Below are 19,526 nucleotides of genomic sequence, written 5' to 3'. Positions count from 1 at the left end.
TTCGCCTCAATCGAAGCTAACTGCGAAAAGTTAGACTCGCAGCTAGCTCATGATAAAAGAAGTATTTTTTCAAAGAACATGAAAAAATACATTGATTTTCGTACGCATACCATTCTGCTAAACTGCTCTTATTATTTATTGAAAAGAATTCATTGCTCGATTTCGAACCTAACGAACTGCCAAAAGCAGAACTGGCAGCTAGCTCATAGTAAAGGAAGTATTTTCGTACGCATACCATTCTGCTAAACTACTAGCTCTCTTTAATAAGTTAGAAACAATTTATCCAGTCCACGCTTAGTAAACTGCCAAAAGCAGAACTGGCAAATTCGGTTATATATATCTTAGCGGAAATGAAAGAAAAAGCAAATTTATTTTCTCCTCGACTTCCACAGAAAATAAGAAAAAATTTCTTTCAGAAAGCTTGATTTTTAAGCGAAAGTTCGTATACTAAAATGGTGCTATTAAACATGAAGTTTACTATTAGCAAACAACGAATGGAGGACTGAGAGTATGGAGATTGGTGAGAAGCTGCGAAATCTTAGAATCCAAAAGAATTTGACACAAGAAGAGTTAGGGGAACGAACGGATCTTACCAAGGGGTATATCTCTCAGTTAGAACGTGACCTAAGCTCTCCTTCAATGGAGACTTTTTTTGATATTTTGGAAGTTTTAGGCGTGACACCGGCTGAATTTTTCAAGCAAAAGACTGGTGATCAGAAGATCGTTTATACAGATGAAGACACAACTTTTTACAGCGATGAGGAACACGGTTATCATATTAAGTGGTTGATTCCTGAATCAAATGAAAAGGAAATGGAGCCGATTTTACTTACGTTGGACAAAAAAGGCCAATATAAACAATTTACGCCTTCACAATCGGAGACATTCATCTATGTATTAGAAGGAAAAGTTGCCTTACAATTCGGCGAATCATTATATGAAGCAGAAGCGGGCGAAAGTATTTATTACGAAGCGAGCAAACCTCATCGTTTACAAAATCAAGCGAATAGCATCAGCAAGGTGCTGATCGTCGCTACAGAATCTTATTTATAGAAGAAGGACGTGAAGTCATGGCAAATACAATTATTTCATTTAAAGATGTAATTAAACAATACGACGATGATGATCCCGTATTGAAAAAAATAAATTTTGATATCGAGGAAGGACGTTTTTATACCTTATTAGGACCTTCTGGCTGCGGAAAGACAACGATTTTAAGAATTATCGCCGGTTTCACAGACGTTAGTGAAGGCGATATTTTTTTTGAGGGAAAACGGATGAATGACATTCCCGCCAACAAACGGCAGGTTAACACGGTCTTTCAGGATTATGCCTTATTTCCGCATATGAATGTTTTTGACAATGTTGCTTTTGGCTTGAAGATTAAAAAGCTGTCAAAAAAGGAAATCGAGAAAAAAGTTCTTGAGGCTTTAAAACTGGTTCAATTACCTGGCTATGAAAATCGGGAGATCACTGAAATGTCTGGTGGCCAGCGTCAACGGGTAGCTATTGCAAGGGCAATCGTCAACGAACCGAAAATTTTGTTGTTGGATGAGCCTTTATCAGCATTGGATTTGAAACTACGAACGGACATGCAATATGAATTACGAGCGCTACAAAAACGTCTAGGTATCACCTTTATTTTCGTGACCCATGACCAAGAAGAAGCTTTGGCCATGAGCGATGAGATTTTTGTCATGAACAAAGGAAAGATCGTGCAAAGTGGCACGCCCGTTGATATATATGATGAACCGATCAATCATTTCGTTGCAGATTTTGTTGGTGAAAGTAATATTGTAGCAGGTGAGATGGTGGAGGATAATCTGGTGAAGTTTGTCGGCAAAACCTTTGAATGTGTCGATGGTGGGATGCGTCCAAATGAACCAGTGGAAGTCGTTCTACGTCCAGAAGATTTAACGTTGACCACGCCAGAAAATGGCAAACTGGTGGTTACAGTGGATACGCAATTGTTCCGTGGGGTTCATTATGAGATGAACTGTATCGATGCGGATGGCAATGAATGGATGGTCCATTCGACCAAAAAGGCTAAAAAAGGCAGCAAGGTCGGGCTGTACTTTGAACCAGAAGATATCCATGTTATGCGCTTCAACGAAAGTGAAGAAGATTTCGAAGCGCGCTTGGAAAGCTACGAAGATTAGGGAGGGATTGTAATGAAAAATATGCGTCGCTTTTACTCGATTCCTTATTTCTTTTGGCTGCTGTTCTTTGTGATCGCGCCGGTGATTTTGATCGTCTATCAATCCTTCTTTGATATGCATGGTAATTTTACTTTCATGAATTATCACACGTATTTAACATCAAAGACCTATTTGATGATGACGGTCAACTCAGTACTGTTTGCTTTTCTGATTACCTTGATGACATTATTGATCAGTTATCCAACGGCGTACTTCCTGTCAAAATTGAAACATCGTCAGTTATTGCTTTTGCTAGTCGTCTTACCGACATGGATTAATTTATTACTGAAGGCTTACGCATTTATCGGGATTTTCAGTGCGAATGGTTCGGTCAACGATTTTCTGCGTTTTATCGGAATAGGTCAAAAGCAGCTGCTGTTCACGGATTTTAGCTTTATGTTTGTGGCGGCCTATATCGAGCTGCCCTTTATGATCATGCCGATCTTTAATGCATTGGAGGAAATCAATCCTTCCTTGATTAGCGCGAGTCGTGATCTGGGAGCGAATAACTTTGAGACGTTTCGTCGCGTGATTTTTCCGCTTTCATTAAACGGGGTAAAGAGTGGAGTACAGGCTGTTTTCATCCCATCACTATCCTTATTCATGCTGACTCGTTTAATTGGTGGAAATCGTGTGATTACTTTGGGGACGGCGATCGAAGAGCATTTCTTAGTTACGCAGAATTGGGGGATGGGCTCGACGATTGGAGTGATTTTGATTGTGGCGATGTTCATCGTAATGATGCTGACTGGTGAAAGACGTAAAGGAGGTCGGGTGAAGTGAGAAGAAGAAAATTTTCTTGGGCCAATGTTTATTTGATTTTTGTATTTGTTCTATTGTATATTCCGATCTTTTATTTGATTTTCTATTCCTTTAATCAAGGCGGCAATATGAGTTCGTTTACCGGATTTACTTGGGAGCATTACCAGAGCCTGTTCTCTGATCGACGATTGATCAGTATCGTAGTGCAGACCTTCGTTTTAGCCTTTTTGTCGGCATTGCTTGCGACGATTATTGGAACCTTTGGCGCGATGGGAATTTATTATACCCGTAAACGCAATTCACGCAATATCCTATTGGGGCTAAATAATATTTTGATGGTTTCGCCGGATGTTATTATCGGTGCCAGCTTTTTGATTTTATTTACCATGTTGGGCGGTGTCTTGAAGAACTTCCAACTGGGCTTTGTCAGTGTGCTGCTTTCCCATATTGCCTTCAGTATTCCTATCGTGGTACTGATGGTCTTGCCGAAGCTGAAGGAAATGAATGATTCCATGATCGATGCAGCTAGGGACTTGGGAGCAAATAATTTTCAAGTTTTGCGTAATATTATATTGCCGTTTCTAACACCGGGAATCATTGCCGGCTATTTCATGGCGTTCACCTATTCGTTGGATGATTTTGCGGTGACCTTCTTTGTTACAGGGAATGGCTTTACGACCATGTCAGTAGAAATTTATTCACGGGCACGTCAAGGAATCAGTTTGGAAATCAACGCGCTGTCGACGCTGGTATTCATTTTCTCTCTGATTTTAGTAGTAGGCTATTATTTTATTAGTCGCGATACCTCGAAAAAAGCGAAGAAACGGAAACGCGAATTTGAGGAGGTGGCAGTACTGAAATGAGAAAATTACAGTCACTATTTATCGGTGTTGTCGCCATCATTCTCTTGCTGACTTTTTGGGTGGTTCGCCTGAATCATTCGTCCAATGCCAGCTCTAAGGTATTGAACATTTACAATTGGGGTGACTATATTGATCCTGAACTGATCAAGCAATTTGAGAAAGAATATGGCTATAAGGTCAATTACGAAACCTTTGACTCGAATGAGGCGATGGAGGCTAAGATCAAACAAGGTGGTACGGCTTACGATATCGCGATTCCTAGTGAATACATGATTCAAAAAATGAAAAAAGAAAAATTATTGCTGCCGTTGGATCATTCCAAGATTCACGGTTTAGAAAATATCGATCCGCGCTTTTTAGATTTGGATTTTGATAAGGATAATAAATATTCGATTCCTTATTTCTGGGGAACACTGGGAATCGTCTACAACGACAAATTTGTTTCCAGCGACAAGATCAAGCATTGGGATGATCTGTGGCGGCCTGAGTTGAAGAATAATATCATGCTGATCGACGGTGCCCGGGAAGTGATGGGCTTATCGTTAACGACATTGGGCTATTCTATAAATAGCAAAGATCAGGCGCATTTGCGTCAAGCGACAGATAAATTGGCAAAGCTGACGCCGAACGTCAAAGCGATCGTTGCCGATGAGATAAAAATGTATATGGCGAATGAGGAAAGCGCGGTGGCGGTGACTTTTTCTGGTGAAGCAGCCGATATGATGGCTGAAAACGAGCATCTTCATTATGTAATTCCGCCGGAAGGATCAAATCTGTGGTTCGACAATATCGTGATCCCTAAGACTTCCAAGAATCAGAAAGGTGCTTATGACTTTATCAACTTCATGCTGAAGCCAGATTCAGCCAAACAAAATGCCGAGTATATCGGCTACTCTACACCAAATAAAAAAGCGCTGGCGATGCTGCCGAAGAGTATCTCTGGTGACAAACAGTTTTATCCCGATGACGAGACAATCAGTCACTTGGAAGTATATAAAGATTTAGGCCCGAAGTATTTGGGGATCTATAATGATCTGTATTTGGAATTTAAGATGTATAGAAAGTAGTAGTAAAACTCAGTAAAAATGGCTTAAAATCAATAAAAAAAACTGAAAGAAAACCTCCGTTTTTACTGTCAGTTTTCCAATTTTCTACCAAAAACCCGAAAATAACGTCTAAATAGGCGTTATTTTTCTTTTTCTACCAAAGTTTTCTACCACAAAAACCGTTTTTTCATGAACTCAAATTTAAACAATTTGTCTGAAATTAAAAGATTTTCTTAGCACTCTAGGAAATGTTAATTCGTTATTTTAAAATCCTAGATTTTCACTAATTCTTAGAGAAATGTGGTGATTATTTGGAGTGAGAAACAAAGATCCCCCGAAAGGAAGAGCTAAAAGTGCTAAAATAAGCGAATGGAGAAAAAATAAAAAATGAATAGAACACTGCGAACGGCAGCTACAATGTTTAGTCTGATGACGATTGTAGCTGCTTTTTTTATTGGTCCTATTACCAGTTTAGCCGCAACTGTCTCAAATGAAATTGTCGCAAATTATTCATCCACTTGGCATCTAAGCCGATTTGGTGGATTGCACTGGACAGATGATAAAGTTTGGATGAAAAGAGCTGATGGAGTCGCTGCCTTTTGTATTGAGCACGGAGTGGATTTAACTGGAGGTTCAGGATTTACTCCATCTGAACTTACGATTTCTGAAAAAGATCGACTATCATTGATTTCTTATTATGGTTATCAATTAAATCCTTCGCCATTAAACTATACGGTGGTTCAACACATGGTCTGGGAAGAATTGGGAGATCAATTATTGACTACAACTGTACCTAACTATGGGGGATTAAAAAGTTCGATCTTAGCGAAAGTCAGCAAACACAATGCAAAACCATCTTTTAATGGACAATCTATCGAGTTAAACGTTGGAGATTCTATTACGTTGACCGATAGTGCTGGAGTTTTAAGCAACTATCAGCATTTGGTTGAGAATTCTGCTAATTTAAAAGTTGAGAAAAACGGAAATACTTTAAAATTAACAGCACAATCAAATTCAAAAGAAAAAGGAAAGATTCAATATAATATCGCAAGTAATGAAAACATTGGTCAAAGCTTTGTGTATCAAAAAGGATCAGAACAAAAAGTTGCTACTTTCAAATTAGCAAATGGCGGATCATTCAATTTGAACGTTAAAGTCAATTTGAATGGGAATGTGAGAGCGAAAAAGATTGATCAAGATACAGGTAAAGCCTTACCGAATGCCAAATTGAAGTTTGAGTTTAACGGGCAGTCCAAAGAATTTACAACTGGTAATGACGGTTTAGCTCAAATTAATGACATCAAAGCAGGCACAAAGGTAAAAATTTCTGAGGTCACAGCGCCAAATGGATATGTAAATAAAGGCGAAATCAAAGAAGTAACGATCGAACCAAACAAAACGATCGAAGTTGTTCTTAACAATAAGGAACAATTAGGTCAAGTAAACCTCTCTAAAGTCGGTAGGGAATATGGGACATCGATGTTTAATCAGTATTATAAATTGAATGACGCTGTTTATGGTGTGTATACCAAAGCAGGAAAAATAGTGGGAAGTATGACAACCGACAATAACGGTAAAGCATCTTTAGGGAACTTAAAACTTGGTTCCTATTATGCGTTGGAAGAGAAGGCACCAGAAGGATATGTGTTAAGTACTGAAAAGATTCCTTTTGAACTCACGTATGCTGGACAAACTGCTGATATCTCTTACACGAATATAAAAGCAACTGATCAAGAACAAAAAGGGTCAGCTATCCTCAAAAAGGAGGATGAAAAAACGGGAGAGAAACCACAGGGAGCAGCATCATTGGATGGTGCCGTTTATGAATTAAGACGAGCAATCAACGATGCTTTGATCAGTACGGTCACTACACAGAATGGTGAAGTACAAGTGAACAACATTCCGTTAGATGACTATTATTGGCAAGAAAAAGTAGCACCTGAAGGTTACCAATTAGATAGGACGAAATTACCATTCAAGATCGCTTACGCTGGACATACTGTAGAGGTTTCTACGCAACGAACTGTGGCAAAAGAAAAAGTGATTACTGGCGAATTTGATTTGATCAAATTCGGAAACTATGACTGGAAAGAGAACAGTAAAGGTAAAATCAAACCCTTAAAATATGTTGAGTTTTCTGTTACCAGCGATACGACAAAAAAAGTTGTTGCTACCGGAAAAACGGATAATGAGGGTTATTTGAAATTTACCGAACTTCCTTATGACACCTATACAGTGAAAGAGATCAATACACCGGAAGGTTATGAAACAATTGCACCTTTTAAAATATCAGTCAAAACACAAAATGAAACACATCATTATGCGATTGAAAATAAAGTGATCGAGGAAAAATTGAAAGTTGTTAAAGTGGATGAAGAAACTGGAAAAACTATTCCTCGCAGCGATGCTGGATTCAAGATCAAAAACAAACAGACAAATCAATTTGTTCAAATGCCGAAACTGAACGATGAAGGCCTAACCGACACATTCTTCACCAATGACAAAGGCTTTTTGATTTTATCGGAAGCTTTGGCATATGGAAATTACGAGTTGATTGAAGTGCAAGCGCCAGAAGGTTATGTATTAGCTAAAGATCCAATGCCATTCAAAGTGGATGGTTCACACGATGGGTTGATTGAGATTCAATTCAAAGATAAATCTCAAAAAGGTGCAGCTGTACTTACGAAATTTGCGAAAACGCCATTAGGTGTTGAGAAGCAGGACTCTGATTATGGTGATCTCTATCAATTTATCTTCGATGAGAAAAAAATTTCGGATGTAACGTTTGATATTAAAGCTGCTGAGGATATCACGACAAATGATGGTACGATCCGTGCGAAGAAAGGAGAAGTTGTCGCAACAATGACAACGGACGAAAATGGCGAGTTTATGACACCGTTCCTTTATTTAGGAAAGTATGAAGCCATTGAGAAGTCTGCACCAAATGGAGTAGTAATCGATTCAACTCCGATCCCATTTGAATTGAGATATGCGGCACAACAAGTTGAGCTTACTTCTGTCTCACTGACCGCGCATAATGAATATCAATCTTTACTGATTAAACTTCAAAAAAACCAAGAAGCGATTAATCTATGGGAAAATAATCTTCCAGGATTTATAGAAGAAGAAGGCTCAGAACAAGTCTTTGGTATCTTCACTCGTGAAGAACAAGTCGTAAATGAAGAAGTGACAATTCCTGCTAATGCTTTGGTAGGATTTAAAAAAGTGGAAAAAGGAATCGTGACGTTCGAACTTCAATTACCGCAAGGCAAGTATTACGTCAAAGAACTAGATGCCGGTGATGCTCACGTTCTTGATGAAACCGAATATGATTTTGACTTTATCGCAAAAGACAATCAACCAATCCAAGAAATTGAGATTTGGAAAGATCGTGTTTTGTATGGCAAGAAGCAGATCGGCTCAAAAGTCACTCGTACTACAATCGTAAACAAACTTCACCTGAACAAATTCCAGTTCAAAAAAATTAATGAGAAAGCAACTTTGATTGAAAAGGAAGGGTATCAGTTCGAGCATATTGACAATGCCAAAGCAGCGGCATTCACATTAGAAGATGAAAAGCATCAGGTGATACAAACGATCAAGATCGATGAAGACTCGATCGGAACTGTGAAAAATCTACCTGTCGGGACCTTCTATTTAAAAGAAAAGAAAGCTTCAAGTGATCAGTTCATTCTTTCAAAACAAGTGATCAAGATTGTATCAACAAAAAAAGGCGTTCAAGCCTTTGATGAAAAAGAACAAGAATTGACTCATGATCTCAAGCAACCTGAGATTTTGTTTGAAGTAAGGAACGATTTGATCAAAGGAATTTTTGAATTGACCAAAAAGGATGTTAGCACTGGCGATCTCCTACCTGATACAGGCATTCAAATTTTGGATGAAGATAAAAAAATGATCATTGAAGGTCGGACCGATGATGATGGAATCTTCACCTTTGAGAATCTTCCGAAGGGGAAATATTTCTTCAAAGAATTTGATGCGCCTGATGGTTATCTGATCGACGACTCTCTCCATGAGTTTGAAATCAAAGAACATGGTGAAATCGTGAAATGTGAGATGACGAATAAAAAGGAGGAAAATCCTGGAGTGAAAGTGGAAAGTAATAAGGATACACCGCAGCAATCTTCTAACCAATCATATCCGCAAACTGGTGAAGAACAATCAAGTATCATATTAGCAGTAGGGATTAGCGTTATTGTTATTGCAGGAACTTTGTACTGGTTTAAGAAGAAACGAATGATCGGATAGATGGAATTGACACAATTGAATATGGCTATAACATCACCGAGTTCTCCAGTCTTAATGATTGGAGAATTTGTGTTTGATGATCAATTAGTCATTAAGGATGTCTGTCTCTGTAAGAGTAAGTATGGTAGGTACTTTGTAAAATTTCCAGATAGCAATGGTGAGCGTGTCAGCCATCCTATCAATCAAGATTTTTATCAGTATTTATTGTCTGAAACACTTGCGGATTATCATAAAAAACGCTCGATCCTTGGGAGGAACGTCTATGAGGAGAAGGGTTGCAAAATTGTATGAGATTCAATTTTTAGATGTGGACTCAGTCCAATCAGAATTACAGTTTACGTTAAAAGATTCAGTCGATTGTTTAAGGGAGACAAAAAGGGCATTGTTGCAAGCAGCATATGCAAAAAAAGACGCTCGAAAACTCTCTAATCGATTATTTAAAGAAACAGCCCCTGTCCATATCCAGACGGCAGATATCTTATGGGCTTATTATTCCGCAGAGTTAACAAAAAAGAATCAATCATTGATTCGTAGTTTTTATGTTCATCAGGTATTTATCGAAAAAGATCGAATCATTATTTTTGTCCGTTTTCTCTATGAGAAGGAAAGAAATTGGTTCGATCTACTAAAAAAATAAAGTGAGGAAATTTATATGGATTTAAAACAAATCATTCCCAATATGGAAAAAACATTCGGCACACTTGAGTTTGCCGGCGAAGCTTCAGTTGAAACACGAAGAGAAGACGGAAGAGATAAGGTACTTTCTAGAACCTATAGTTTGTATTCTTCTATTCAAAAAGCGGATTCAATTCTAGTAACAATCCCCGCGATTGCTGGAGAAATCGATTTTGATTATGAAACAAAGGTTAAATTAGTAGAGCCACGGATTTCGGCAGAAGGATACAGAATTGGTGAAAGTGGTTTTACAAATTATGTGTTGACTGCAGATACAATTATTAAAGCCTAAAAGAAAGAAGGAAAATTTATTATGAGATTAGCAGAAGGAATTGTCGTTGATAATGCAAAAACATTTGGAGTATTAAAATTCTCCGCCTTACGTCGAGAAGTATTTGAGCGTGGTAGTGATGGGGAAGTAACCGAACAGGTGAAGGAACGAACCTATGACTTAAAAAGTTCTGGTCAAAAACAAATGATCCAGGTAAGTGTCCCTGCAACTGTTCCATTGAAGGATTTTGCATATAATGAGGAGGTTGTTTTGATTGACCCAATCATTGATACAGTTGCAAATGCCAACTTCCGAGGTGCTGATGTAGATTGGTACATCAAATGTGCAGACATCGCACCTGTAAAAAAACAACAACCAAATAATAACCAACAACAAAAAAATCAATAAGAGAAGAAAGGAAAGAGTGTAGAAAAAATTCTACACTCTTTTTTAGGTGAACTATGCGAGAAATCAACATTGTTTGGTTTGAACAATTTCTCGAAGATTATCAACGACACACACATCCAGAGTTTCGCCAAAGTGAAAGTGCCATTTTAGAGAAATTCGCTGAAATCGGTTATGACTATGATTTCTTTATCATTTCGGTGGATGAAGAGATTGCCGTGGATGGACATGCGAAAATCTATCAGTTTGTGTTGGTTGATGAAGACAGGGTAAAGGCTATGAAATATTCAGGATGGGCTGATGTCTGAGTGGCTGCAACGATTAAATCCGTTTCAGCATCTCAAAAATCGTGGAAAAAGAATTCGATATAAAGATCAACATCTACTCTTCTCAACTTTTTTATTCATTTTAGTATCGATTTATTTTGGAGTACTAACACTAGTTTATTATCAGAAAATCCAAGAGTTTTTTAGAAGCACTATGCCAATCACAGAACGAATGAACCGCACTATTGAAAGCACTGATTGGATAAGATTTGGAGTCATTAGTTTCATCAGCATTTTGAGTTGTTGGGTGATCATATATCTTCTTTATGTTTCGTTTCCGGATAAATATCGCCAATTAATTCATCGACAAAAAATTGCTCGAATGATTATTCAAAACCGTTGGTATGAAGTTGAAACAATCCAAAGTGAAGGCTTTTTTAAAGACTTATCATCCAATCGCTCGAAAGAAAAAGTGTCCTATTTTCAAAAAATATTTTATAAGATGGTCAATGGTTATCTGATCATTTCAGTAGAGATTTCTCTCAATAGTTATCAAGATCAATTGCTCCATTTAGAGAAAAAATTGGAAAGTGGTTTATATTGCGAACTAGTTGATAAAGAACTCGAAGATTCGTATGTAGTTTATACAATGCTGTATGACACAATTTCCAATCGGATCAGTATCGATCAGGTTGAAGCGAAAGACGGTAGTCTGCGATTAATGGAAAACGTTTATTGGAGCTATGACGATCTTCCGCATATGCTGATTGCCGGAGGAACTGGTGGAGGGAAATCATACTTCATCCTTACATTGATCGAAACGTTGTTACGTACAGATGCTCAACTGTATATCCTTGATCCTAAAAATTCCGATTTGGCGGATTTAGCAGTAGTCTTACCAAATGTATATTACCGAAAAGAAGAAATGATGCAGGCTCTAGAGCAATTTTACGAAAAGATGATGGAACGAACAGAAACCATGAAGCAAATGGAAAATTATAGAACAGGAAAAAATTATGCTTATCTAGGTTTACAACCGCACTTTTTGATTTTTGATGAGTATGTAGCTTTTATGGATATGATCGGGCGAGACAGTGCAGCAGTCATGAATAAAATCAAACAGATTGTTATGCTTGGTCGTCAAATGGGCTTCTTTATTATTTTATCTTGTCAGCGACCAGACGCTAAATATCTCGGTGACGGGATTCGCGATCAATTTATGTTTCGCGTGGCGTTAGGAAGGATGAGCGAACTTGGCTATGGAATGATGTTCGGTGAGACGAATAAAGATTTTTTCCAGAAGCGAATTCGCGGTAGAGGTTATGTGGATTCTGGTAATAGTGTGATCAGCGAATTTTATACGCCATTAGTTCCAAAAGGACACGATTTTATTGAAACGATGAAAGAGTTTTATCAACCTGAAACAGAATTAGAATAAAGGAGGAGTTTTTATACGATTCATTGATTTATTTGCCGGCGTCGGTGGATTCCGATTTGGGATGGAGCGTGCCGGTCATGAATGTGTCGGCTATGTAGAGTGGAATAAATATGCTCGTAAAAGCTATGAAGCGATCCACTTAGTCAAAGATGAGTGGACCCGCCATGATATAACAAAAATTACCGATGAAGAATGGAAGGAGTTACATGGAAAAGTTGATATCATTACCGGAGGATTTCCCTGTCAGAGCTTCAGCATCGCTGGAAAACGTCGAGGATTTGAGGATACTAGAGGAACAATGTTCTTCGAAATTGCCCGCGCAGCCAAACAAATCCAACCACGCTTTCTATTTCTCGAAAATGTTAAGGGGTTACTCTCTCACGACAAAGGGAACACGTTTCGAACGATCCTTTCAACGTTGGATGAATTGGGGTACGATGCAGAATGGTGTGTGTGCAACAATAAGTGGTTTGGAATACCGCAAAACCGAGAACGTACCTTCATTGTCGCAAGTCTTAGAGGACTCGGTCGATCAGAAATATTTCCTGTCCAAAGAAAAGACCGAACAACTGATAAAAACAATATAAAGAGAATCAACGATGCTGAAAAAACTAGAAGAATTGCTGGGTTTGATAATCCCAATCGTTTCTATGATATAACTGGCATTTCACCAACCATAACAACACATGAAGAGCCAAAAATTATGGTTGTTGGAAATGTGAATCCAAGTCAACAAGGAATGAGCGGAAAAGTTTATTCCAGTGAAGGCCTTAGCCCGACTTTAACTGCGGGTGAGGGTCAAGGACCCAAAGTAATGATCGTACCTAAAGATCGAGAAAAACTGAAAAAATATATCAAAATCAAGACTGTTTCTTCTGTTCAAGAGGGACAGTCTCTTTTTATCATCGAAGCAACAAAAAAAGGATTTAAGGAAGCTTATGCTGGTGACAGTATCAATCTTGCATATCCAAATTCAAGAAATCGTCGTGGCCGAGTAGGCAGTCAGATCGCAAATACGATCGTTACGAGTGATTCGCAAGGAGTTGTTACTGAGGACCTAAAAATTCGTAAACTTACACCAAAAGAATGTTGGAGATTACAATCATTTCCAGATTGGGCCTATGAACGAGCAGCGGCAGTCGTTTCTGCGAATCAGTTATATAAGCAATCTGGAAACAGTGTTGCACAAGAAGTGGTTTATCAAATTGCTTTACATGCGTTCAAATAGAAAGTAAAGGCGGAATCACAGATGGGATATGAAGAATTGATCGGTACTCTTTATGACACGGCAAGAAAAACAGAGGATGAGGAACTTCAAGAACGATTGTATGATCTTGGCTGGACGGTGAAAAAATGTGGAATTCGTGATGAAAGTGAAGATTCAGAAGAAGAGATTCATTTTACAGAATTGCTACGGCGATTGGAGTCTATGGCGGAACAAGCAAAAGAATTAGCAGATATAATCGTCCTTAACGATTTAAAAGGTAAATTATCTTCCAATGGAATAGATGGTTACCATGGTAAATATTATTGATTAATAGCCACTTCAATTTCTAAAGCAAAGTTATCGACCCAATATCAATTTAAAATGTATATTTAATTTATCGTTCAACATAACCTATTACGTATATAATAATTTCAAATTTATACTTAGATGGGAAAAACGCTTGAAAACATCAATAAATATTCTTTTATAACTAATAAAGTTAATTATTATGTGGTAAAATGATAGAAATATTTATTGAAGGGGCGATACATTTATGGAATTTCACTTGCTAACTAATAGCTCTTATTTACAAAATGATTCATTAGAAAATGGTTTCTACTTAATAAATACTAATTGGGATGACTGGTTTACATACAGCACCTCCCATGCTCTGTGGATTAAAAATGATCATTTGTTGAAGTATATTGGTACAACTAAAATTGGTAGTTTTGATATGCAGACAGGGCAAAGAAGTCCAGAACTGTGTGAAAGATTTTCTGCGTTAAATAATAATTATTTTTCATTAGGCAATGATGAAGCATTTTACATCGAATTAAATAGCTCTGATGTTTCTATGTATAGAGAAACTATTTTATATAAACTAAAAGATATAGCATTCGATGAAGAACTATACTCTAAAGCTAAAGAAACACATGTTTTTAAGGTTTCGTTATCGCGAGACATTTTGACAAAAACCATTGAAGGTCGCTTTAGACGGCTTGCAAAAGGAAATGTCAAACTTTCAAACTATCATTTTTCATACAAAATTAATGATATTGGTGAAACGCTTGATTTCAAAGTAAATCATGATGTATTACCTCCATCGAATATTCACACAATTATTGGAAGAAACGGAGTAGGAAAATCTCACGTTCTAAATAAAATGATTAATAGTATCCTATCAAATGGTAGAGATTTTACATTCGATACCAGTTACGAAGATAATTTTTTCTCTAATATTTTATCAGTCAATTATAGTACATTTGAAAATAAGGAGATATTCAAAAATAATAGTGATAGAAATAAGGGACAAAAATACTATCACTTATCGACTAAATCTGAATCTATAAATAAATATAATTATTTTAATAGCAAGGAGGAACAAATTGTTCCTGAAGGAATGGATGCTCTTTTTATCGAAAGTTTAATTTCTTGTTTTTCAAAAAAGCCAAGAAGGTGGAGCGAATGTATCAAGATTTTATATAGTGATCCAATATTTAAAAGTTTAAACATACTGGATTTATATAATAAATACGCTTTTGATGCAAATTTTAACGATTTTTTACGAGTAACTCATAACCTTTTTAAAAAATTAAGTTCCGGACATAAAATAGTTATACTGACTTTAACTAAACTTGTTGAATTATCTGAGGAAAAGACATTGATTATTATGGATGAACCTGAGATGCATCTTCATCCACCGCTTTTAGGAAGTTTCATCCGGTGCCTCTCTTATCTACTAATAGATGTGAATGGTGTCGCAATATTAGCTACTCATTCACCTATTATTTTACAAGAAACTCCAGTTGATTGCGTTTATAAACTAAGTCGTGACGGAGATTTTCATAAAGCGGAACGTCCATCAATTGAAACTTTTGGGGAAAATATTGGAATACTCACAAGTGAAGTATTTGGATTAGAAGTTATTGATTCTGGATTTCACACCATTATTGATCAAGTCGTAAATTATAATTATAACCTAGATCAATCACGCCAAATTCTTCAAAATCATATTGGCTCCGAAGCAAACAACATTCTTGCTACAAAAATCTACAATAGAGAAATTGGAAATTCAAGGGAGGTACAGGTGGATGAATAAGTTACCTTTACCAGCTTTTAGTATTGAGAATTATTATGATATTCTCATTGAGAATATTCAAAAAAAGAATGCTTATGGGCCGTTGAAACCAATTTATCAAGAAATTAAAGAGGTTTTGTTAATAGAGGAACAAAATTACCAGTCTTTTGCACTTAATGGAAATTTGAAAAGTATTCCGTGTGGAATTTTACCTTCAGAAAAATTAAGTGAATCTGATATGAAATTTCTTTATACAAAATTTAAGAATGAGGGGCGCTCATTCTATGAGGTATTAAGAAACAACACTTTTTTTAAAAAATGTCCTTATTGTGAAAAAAGAGATGTTTCTGAGCTAGATCATTTTCTTTCTCAAAATTCATATCCTATGTTTACAATTATACCAATGAATTTGGTTCCCTCATGTCATGACTGTAATACTGGAAAACTTGATAAAAATTTAGAAATAATACACCCATATTTCGAGGATACTAGAAAGGAAAAATGGATGATTTGCGAAATTAAAGTTATTTTTCAAGTTATGGTAGTAAGTTACAAATTATCATTCAAAAATACAACGTTCTCATCGGATACAAAAAAACGAATTATCAATACAGTTAATATGTTTAAATTACATGTCAATTATGCTACTTGGGCAGCATCCTTGATTTCTAACAAAAAAGGAGTTTGGAAAAGTCAAATTCAAAAAGGAGGGGTATTTGCGTTAGTTAATTTAATAAATGAGGAATATAAGTCAATAAATTCTCAGATGGAATCAGACAACTCATATAAGAAAGTTTTCTATCGTTCATTAATAAATTATTTACAACAAAATTCACCGGATTTATCATTTCTTCAATGATAGACACAATCAAGCAACAGTCGACGAACACGCCTCAGCGTGGGCGGCGAGCTGTAAGCTTGCCTTTGTGGCGCGCGTGCGCGCCACAAAGAAGAAACCCCCAGTATCTAACTAGGGGGGTAGTAAATACCAGATTTATAACTGAATAATCCCTAAGAAGCTTGAATTATCAAGCTTTTTCTTAGAAATAGAAGTGTGAAGTAGAGAAAGATTACTTCACACTTTTTTATTTTGGAGGAATGACTTGCGATTTGAAGAGTTATTGAGAGAAAAGAGACTTGGATATGGTATTTCTCAGCGTAAATTAGCTCTTTCAAGTGGTTACTCCAGAGAGTACATTAACAAAATTGAGCATGGTAAAGAGCGACCATCTGAAAAAGCAATTGAAAAACTGTTAATTACACTTGAACAGCTAAATCCAAATAAAGAATTAGAACTCATCTTTGACTATGTGAGACTTCGCTTTGATACCCACGATGTCAAACATGTGATTGAAGACATTTTGAAGATAAAAATGAAATATATGATTTATGAAGACTATGCCTTCTACGGCTATATTGCAAAATATGAATTTAGCCATATCCAAGTGATGATCTCACCAGAGGAAGATAAAAAAGGAACACTGATCGAGTTAAAAGGACAAGGGTGTAGAGAATTTGAAAGTCTGTTGCTCGCTCAAGATCGTAGTTGGTTTGATTTTTTTATGCAGTGTGAAAAGGAAAAGGTTTTCTATAAGCGGATTGATTTGGCGATTAATGACAAAGCAGAAATTCTTTCAATTCCTTATTTAGCTGAAAAGTGTAAACGGAAAGAATTGAAGTCAAAGTTTCGTTCCTTTCAGGCACTCGGATCAGGAAAATTGACCAGTGAGGATGAGGAGCAGTTTGTTGGTACTACGCTTTATATTGGCTCGCTGAAAAGTGATATTTACTTCTGCTTTTATGAAAAAAATATTGAACAAATGATCAAGAAAGGCATATCGCCAGAAGAAGCTGAAATAAAAAATCGATATGAAATTCGGTTGAGAAATGATCGAGCTTATTACGCAATTCAAGATTTATTGATATATCGGAATTCTGAACAAACTGTTTTCAATATCATTAGTTCCTATATCACATTTTTAGAAGTAGAGAAGGCTAAGAAAAAGTCAAAATGGAAAATGGATGCCATGTGGGAACAGTTTATAGGAGAGAATCGAGAACGTTTGAAGTTGACCACCGATCCTAAACCTGTTGAATTAAATCAAACATTTGCGTGGTTAAGAAGACAAATCGCTCCAACGCTGAAAGTTCTTTTATTGATTGATCGTGAAAACAATACGAATAAAGTGAACGAAATGCTGAATGATACGAATTTAAGCAAGAAACATGAAAAACTACTTGAACAACATACAACGTTGATGAAGGAGTTAATGATCAATGAAGACTGAGTATCCGCTACTCAAAATCAAAGACGATGGAAATCCATTCGTCTTGAATATTTATCTATTTCAGAATCGTCTAATAGGGATAGAAGAAGATCAAGCCTTCCTTCAATTGTTTGAGATGAATGAGTATGGAACACCGACTGACTATTTTTACTGGAGATATACAAAGACTGGCTTCAGCAATCTTTTGGATGTTAAAGGAATGCCAGTTTTACCAGACCATCCGAGATACAATCATTATCGACTTTATATAATGCTTGCCGAATCGGAATTGAAGATAAAAAAGAGAGAATGGAGGTATCGGTTTAGATAGCTTATTAACGAAGCGATTGAAACAAAGTGGGTTCTTGTGTGGTTTAGAAATGGTTGTCTATTATCGAACAATTGGGAAATATACCACTTTATATTTTGAAGAAGAAACAGATGAATTAATTCATCGAAAAGTGTACAGCTTTTACAAGATGAGACATCTTCCAAACGGGAAATCCTATTATAAGGTGTATTGTGACCGAGTTCCATTAAGAGTAGCACTTAGACGAGTTGAGTCTTTTGCACTTTATCTGGAAGTGAATAGAGATATCGTAGGTCGTTGGTTTACCTAAGCAAAAAAATCAAAAGTCTATGAAGGAGAGACTGACACTAAACTATACGAAAGAAGGAATATATATGAATTTTGGACAGAATCTGTTCAATTGGTTTACATCGAATGCCCAATCGCTAGTTTTGTTAGCAATTGCCGTAATCGGTGTTTATTTGGGATTCAAGCGAGAATTTTCCAAATTAATCGGTTTTTTGATTGTTGCAGCAATTGCGGTCGGATTGGTATTTAACACTGCTGGTGTAAAAGATGTACTATTGAGGATTTTCAACACGGTTATTGGTGGTTAATGTGACAATGAGTACCGATGAAATGCAAGTCTACATTGCCAATCTTGGAAAATACAACGAAGGAGAACTGGTTGGCGCTTGGTTCTCCTTTCCAATTGATTTTGAAGAAGTGAAAGAGAAAATCGGATTAAATGCTGAGTACGAAGAATACGCCATTCATGATCAGGAACTTCCTTTTCCCGTGCAGGAGTATACATCAATCATCTGGTTGAATCTTATCTATGACTCTATTCAGGAGATTGAAGACACACCAATTTATGATGAACTTGAAGAGATCCTTCGGTACTGGTTCAGGGACATCGAAGATTTGTTGGATCATAAGGATGATATTATTTGTTATTCTGACTGTTCCTCAATGGAAGATGTTGCATATTACTGTATCGAAGAAACTGGAGTGCTAAGTGCTTTACCAGAAAATTTACGATATTACTTTGATTATGCCTCTTTTGGAAGGGATATGGAACTTGAGGGGAACTTTCTAATTACTTCAAATGGGGTATTTGAGTACACTAGCTAAACAACGGGCAGATCATTTAATGGTCTGCCTTTTTAAGGAGGATTTTATGTTTAAGTATAAAATTTTAAATCAAGAACGGCTTGAAAAGGAGATTGATAGTCTGCATTCCTTTCCGTTACTAAAAGATCAATTAAAGTGGCAGCTATTTGAAAAGGTCATTGCTGATGCGAAAGAAAATTGTCAGTTTTTGTCACCAGAAGAATTGTTTGAAGAAAGAGAGTATGGCGTTTGGTTTCATACAGTGAATTATCCAGAATTTAGAATTGGAATCGCTCGATACGACACCTTCATTATTTATCGTTGTGTTCTTGCGGATAATCGAGGAGATGTTCTCATAACATTGGAATAAGGAGTTCAAG

Annotated in this window: 20 protein-coding genes; all 20 read left to right on the top strand. The window is 36.6% G+C overall.

Going from position 1 to position 19,526, the window contains the following annotated elements:
- Nucleotides 1–510 precede the first annotated feature (510 nt).
- The 20 genes from E6139_RS14655 (at nt 511) to E6139_RS14560 (ending at nt 19,516) form a co-directional block, all read left to right on the top strand.
- Complete coding sequence (locus tag E6139_RS14655; protein WP_316403846.1) at nt 511–1,053, top strand: XRE family transcriptional regulator; 543 nt, start codon at nt 511–513, stop codon at nt 1,051–1,053.
- Between the two features lie 17 nt (nt 1,054–1,070).
- Nucleotides 1,071–2,159 (top strand): ABC transporter ATP-binding protein, encoded by a 1,089-nt coding sequence (locus E6139_RS14650; RefSeq protein WP_316403845.1) that lies wholly within the window; start codon nt 1,071–1,073, stop codon nt 2,157–2,159.
- A gap of 12 nt (nt 2,160–2,171) precedes the next feature.
- Nucleotides 2,172–2,981, top strand: a complete 810-nt coding sequence (locus E6139_RS14645) for an ABC transporter permease (protein ID WP_316403844.1) — start codon at nt 2,172–2,174, stop codon at nt 2,979–2,981.
- On the top strand, nt 2,978–3,823 hold the full coding sequence (locus tag E6139_RS14640; protein WP_316403843.1) for an ABC transporter permease: 846 nt from the start codon (nt 2,978–2,980) through the stop codon (nt 3,821–3,823). The genes E6139_RS14645 and E6139_RS14640 overlap by 4 nt, the downstream gene beginning before the upstream one ends.
- Complete coding sequence (locus E6139_RS14635; RefSeq protein ID WP_316403842.1) at nt 3,820–4,890, top strand: ABC transporter substrate-binding protein; 1,071 nt, start codon at nt 3,820–3,822, stop codon at nt 4,888–4,890. Before E6139_RS14640 ends, E6139_RS14635 begins: the two co-directional genes overlap by 4 nt.
- Nucleotides 4,891–5,256: 366 nt before the next feature.
- On the top strand, nt 5,257–9,138 hold the full coding sequence (locus E6139_RS14630) for a SpaA isopeptide-forming pilin-related protein (RefSeq protein WP_316403841.1): 3,882 nt from the start codon (nt 5,257–5,259) through the stop codon (nt 9,136–9,138).
- 262 nt (nt 9,139–9,400) lie between these two features.
- Nucleotides 9,401–9,775 carry a hypothetical protein gene (locus E6139_RS14625; RefSeq protein WP_316403840.1) on the top strand — a complete coding sequence of 125 codons (375 nt, stop codon included), beginning with the start codon at nt 9,401–9,403 and terminating at the stop codon, nt 9,773–9,775.
- A 15-nt stretch (nt 9,776–9,790) separates the two neighbouring features.
- Nucleotides 9,791–10,105 carry a YdcP family protein gene (locus E6139_RS14620; protein ID WP_316403839.1) on the top strand — a complete coding sequence of 105 codons (315 nt, stop codon included), beginning with the start codon at nt 9,791–9,793 and terminating at the stop codon, nt 10,103–10,105.
- Between the two features lie 21 nt (nt 10,106–10,126).
- Nucleotides 10,127–10,492 carry a YdcP family protein gene (locus E6139_RS14615; protein WP_316403837.1) on the top strand — a complete coding sequence of 122 codons (366 nt, stop codon included), beginning with the start codon at nt 10,127–10,129 and terminating at the stop codon, nt 10,490–10,492.
- Nucleotides 10,493–10,545: 53 nt separating this feature from the next.
- The gene (locus E6139_RS14610; RefSeq protein WP_316403836.1) at nt 10,546–10,797 is read left to right on the top strand and encodes a hypothetical protein; all 252 of its coding nucleotides are present in this window, start codon (nt 10,546–10,548) and stop codon (nt 10,795–10,797) included.
- The gene (locus E6139_RS14605; RefSeq protein WP_316403835.1) at nt 10,790–12,193 is read left to right on the top strand and encodes an FtsK/SpoIIIE domain-containing protein; all 1,404 of its coding nucleotides are present in this window, start codon (nt 10,790–10,792) and stop codon (nt 12,191–12,193) included. Before E6139_RS14610 ends, E6139_RS14605 begins: the two co-directional genes overlap by 8 nt.
- Before the next feature lie 13 nt (nt 12,194–12,206).
- A complete protein-coding gene (locus tag E6139_RS14600) occupies nt 12,207–13,421 on the top strand; it encodes a DNA cytosine methyltransferase (protein WP_316403886.1) in 1,215 nt (404 codons plus the stop codon).
- A gap of 21 nt (nt 13,422–13,442) precedes the next feature.
- Nucleotides 13,443–13,727, top strand: coding sequence for a hypothetical protein (locus tag E6139_RS14595; protein WP_316403834.1), 285 nt, complete (start codon nt 13,443–13,445; stop codon nt 13,725–13,727).
- A 226-nt stretch (nt 13,728–13,953) separates the two neighbouring features.
- Nucleotides 13,954–15,498 (top strand): AAA family ATPase, encoded by a 1,545-nt coding sequence (locus tag E6139_RS14590; RefSeq protein ID WP_316403832.1) that lies wholly within the window; start codon nt 13,954–13,956, stop codon nt 15,496–15,498.
- Nucleotides 15,491–16,336 (top strand): hypothetical protein, encoded by an 846-nt coding sequence (locus E6139_RS14585; RefSeq protein WP_316403831.1) that lies wholly within the window; start codon nt 15,491–15,493, stop codon nt 16,334–16,336. Before E6139_RS14590 ends, E6139_RS14585 begins: the two co-directional genes overlap by 8 nt.
- Nucleotides 16,337–16,580: 244 nt before the next feature.
- Nucleotides 16,581–17,765 (top strand): XRE family transcriptional regulator, encoded by a 1,185-nt coding sequence (locus E6139_RS14580; RefSeq protein WP_316403830.1) that lies wholly within the window; start codon nt 16,581–16,583, stop codon nt 17,763–17,765.
- Entirely contained in the window at nt 17,755–18,075 is a 321-nt protein-coding gene (locus tag E6139_RS14575; protein ID WP_316403829.1) for a hypothetical protein, read from the top strand. The genes E6139_RS14580 and E6139_RS14575 overlap by 11 nt, the downstream gene beginning before the upstream one ends.
- Nucleotides 18,076–18,428: 353 nt before the next feature.
- Complete coding sequence (locus E6139_RS14570) at nt 18,429–18,650, top strand: hypothetical protein (protein ID WP_316403828.1); 222 nt, start codon at nt 18,429–18,431, stop codon at nt 18,648–18,650.
- A gap of 7 nt (nt 18,651–18,657) precedes the next feature.
- Nucleotides 18,658–19,167, top strand: coding sequence for an antirestriction protein ArdA (locus E6139_RS14565; RefSeq protein ID WP_316403827.1), 510 nt, complete (start codon nt 18,658–18,660; stop codon nt 19,165–19,167).
- A 46-nt stretch (nt 19,168–19,213) separates the two neighbouring features.
- On the top strand, nt 19,214–19,516 hold the full coding sequence (locus tag E6139_RS14560) for a hypothetical protein (protein WP_316403825.1): 303 nt from the start codon (nt 19,214–19,216) through the stop codon (nt 19,514–19,516).
- The last annotated feature ends 10 nt before the right edge of the window (nt 19,517–19,526 follow it).

Source organism: Enterococcus sp. (assembly GCF_032555305.1).
In the GTDB taxonomy this organism is placed as follows: domain Bacteria; phylum Bacillota; class Bacilli; order Lactobacillales; family Enterococcaceae; genus Enterococcus_A.
The sequence above is the reverse complement of the archived record's forward strand: the minus strand, read 5'-3'. Positions and strand labels throughout refer to the sequence as shown.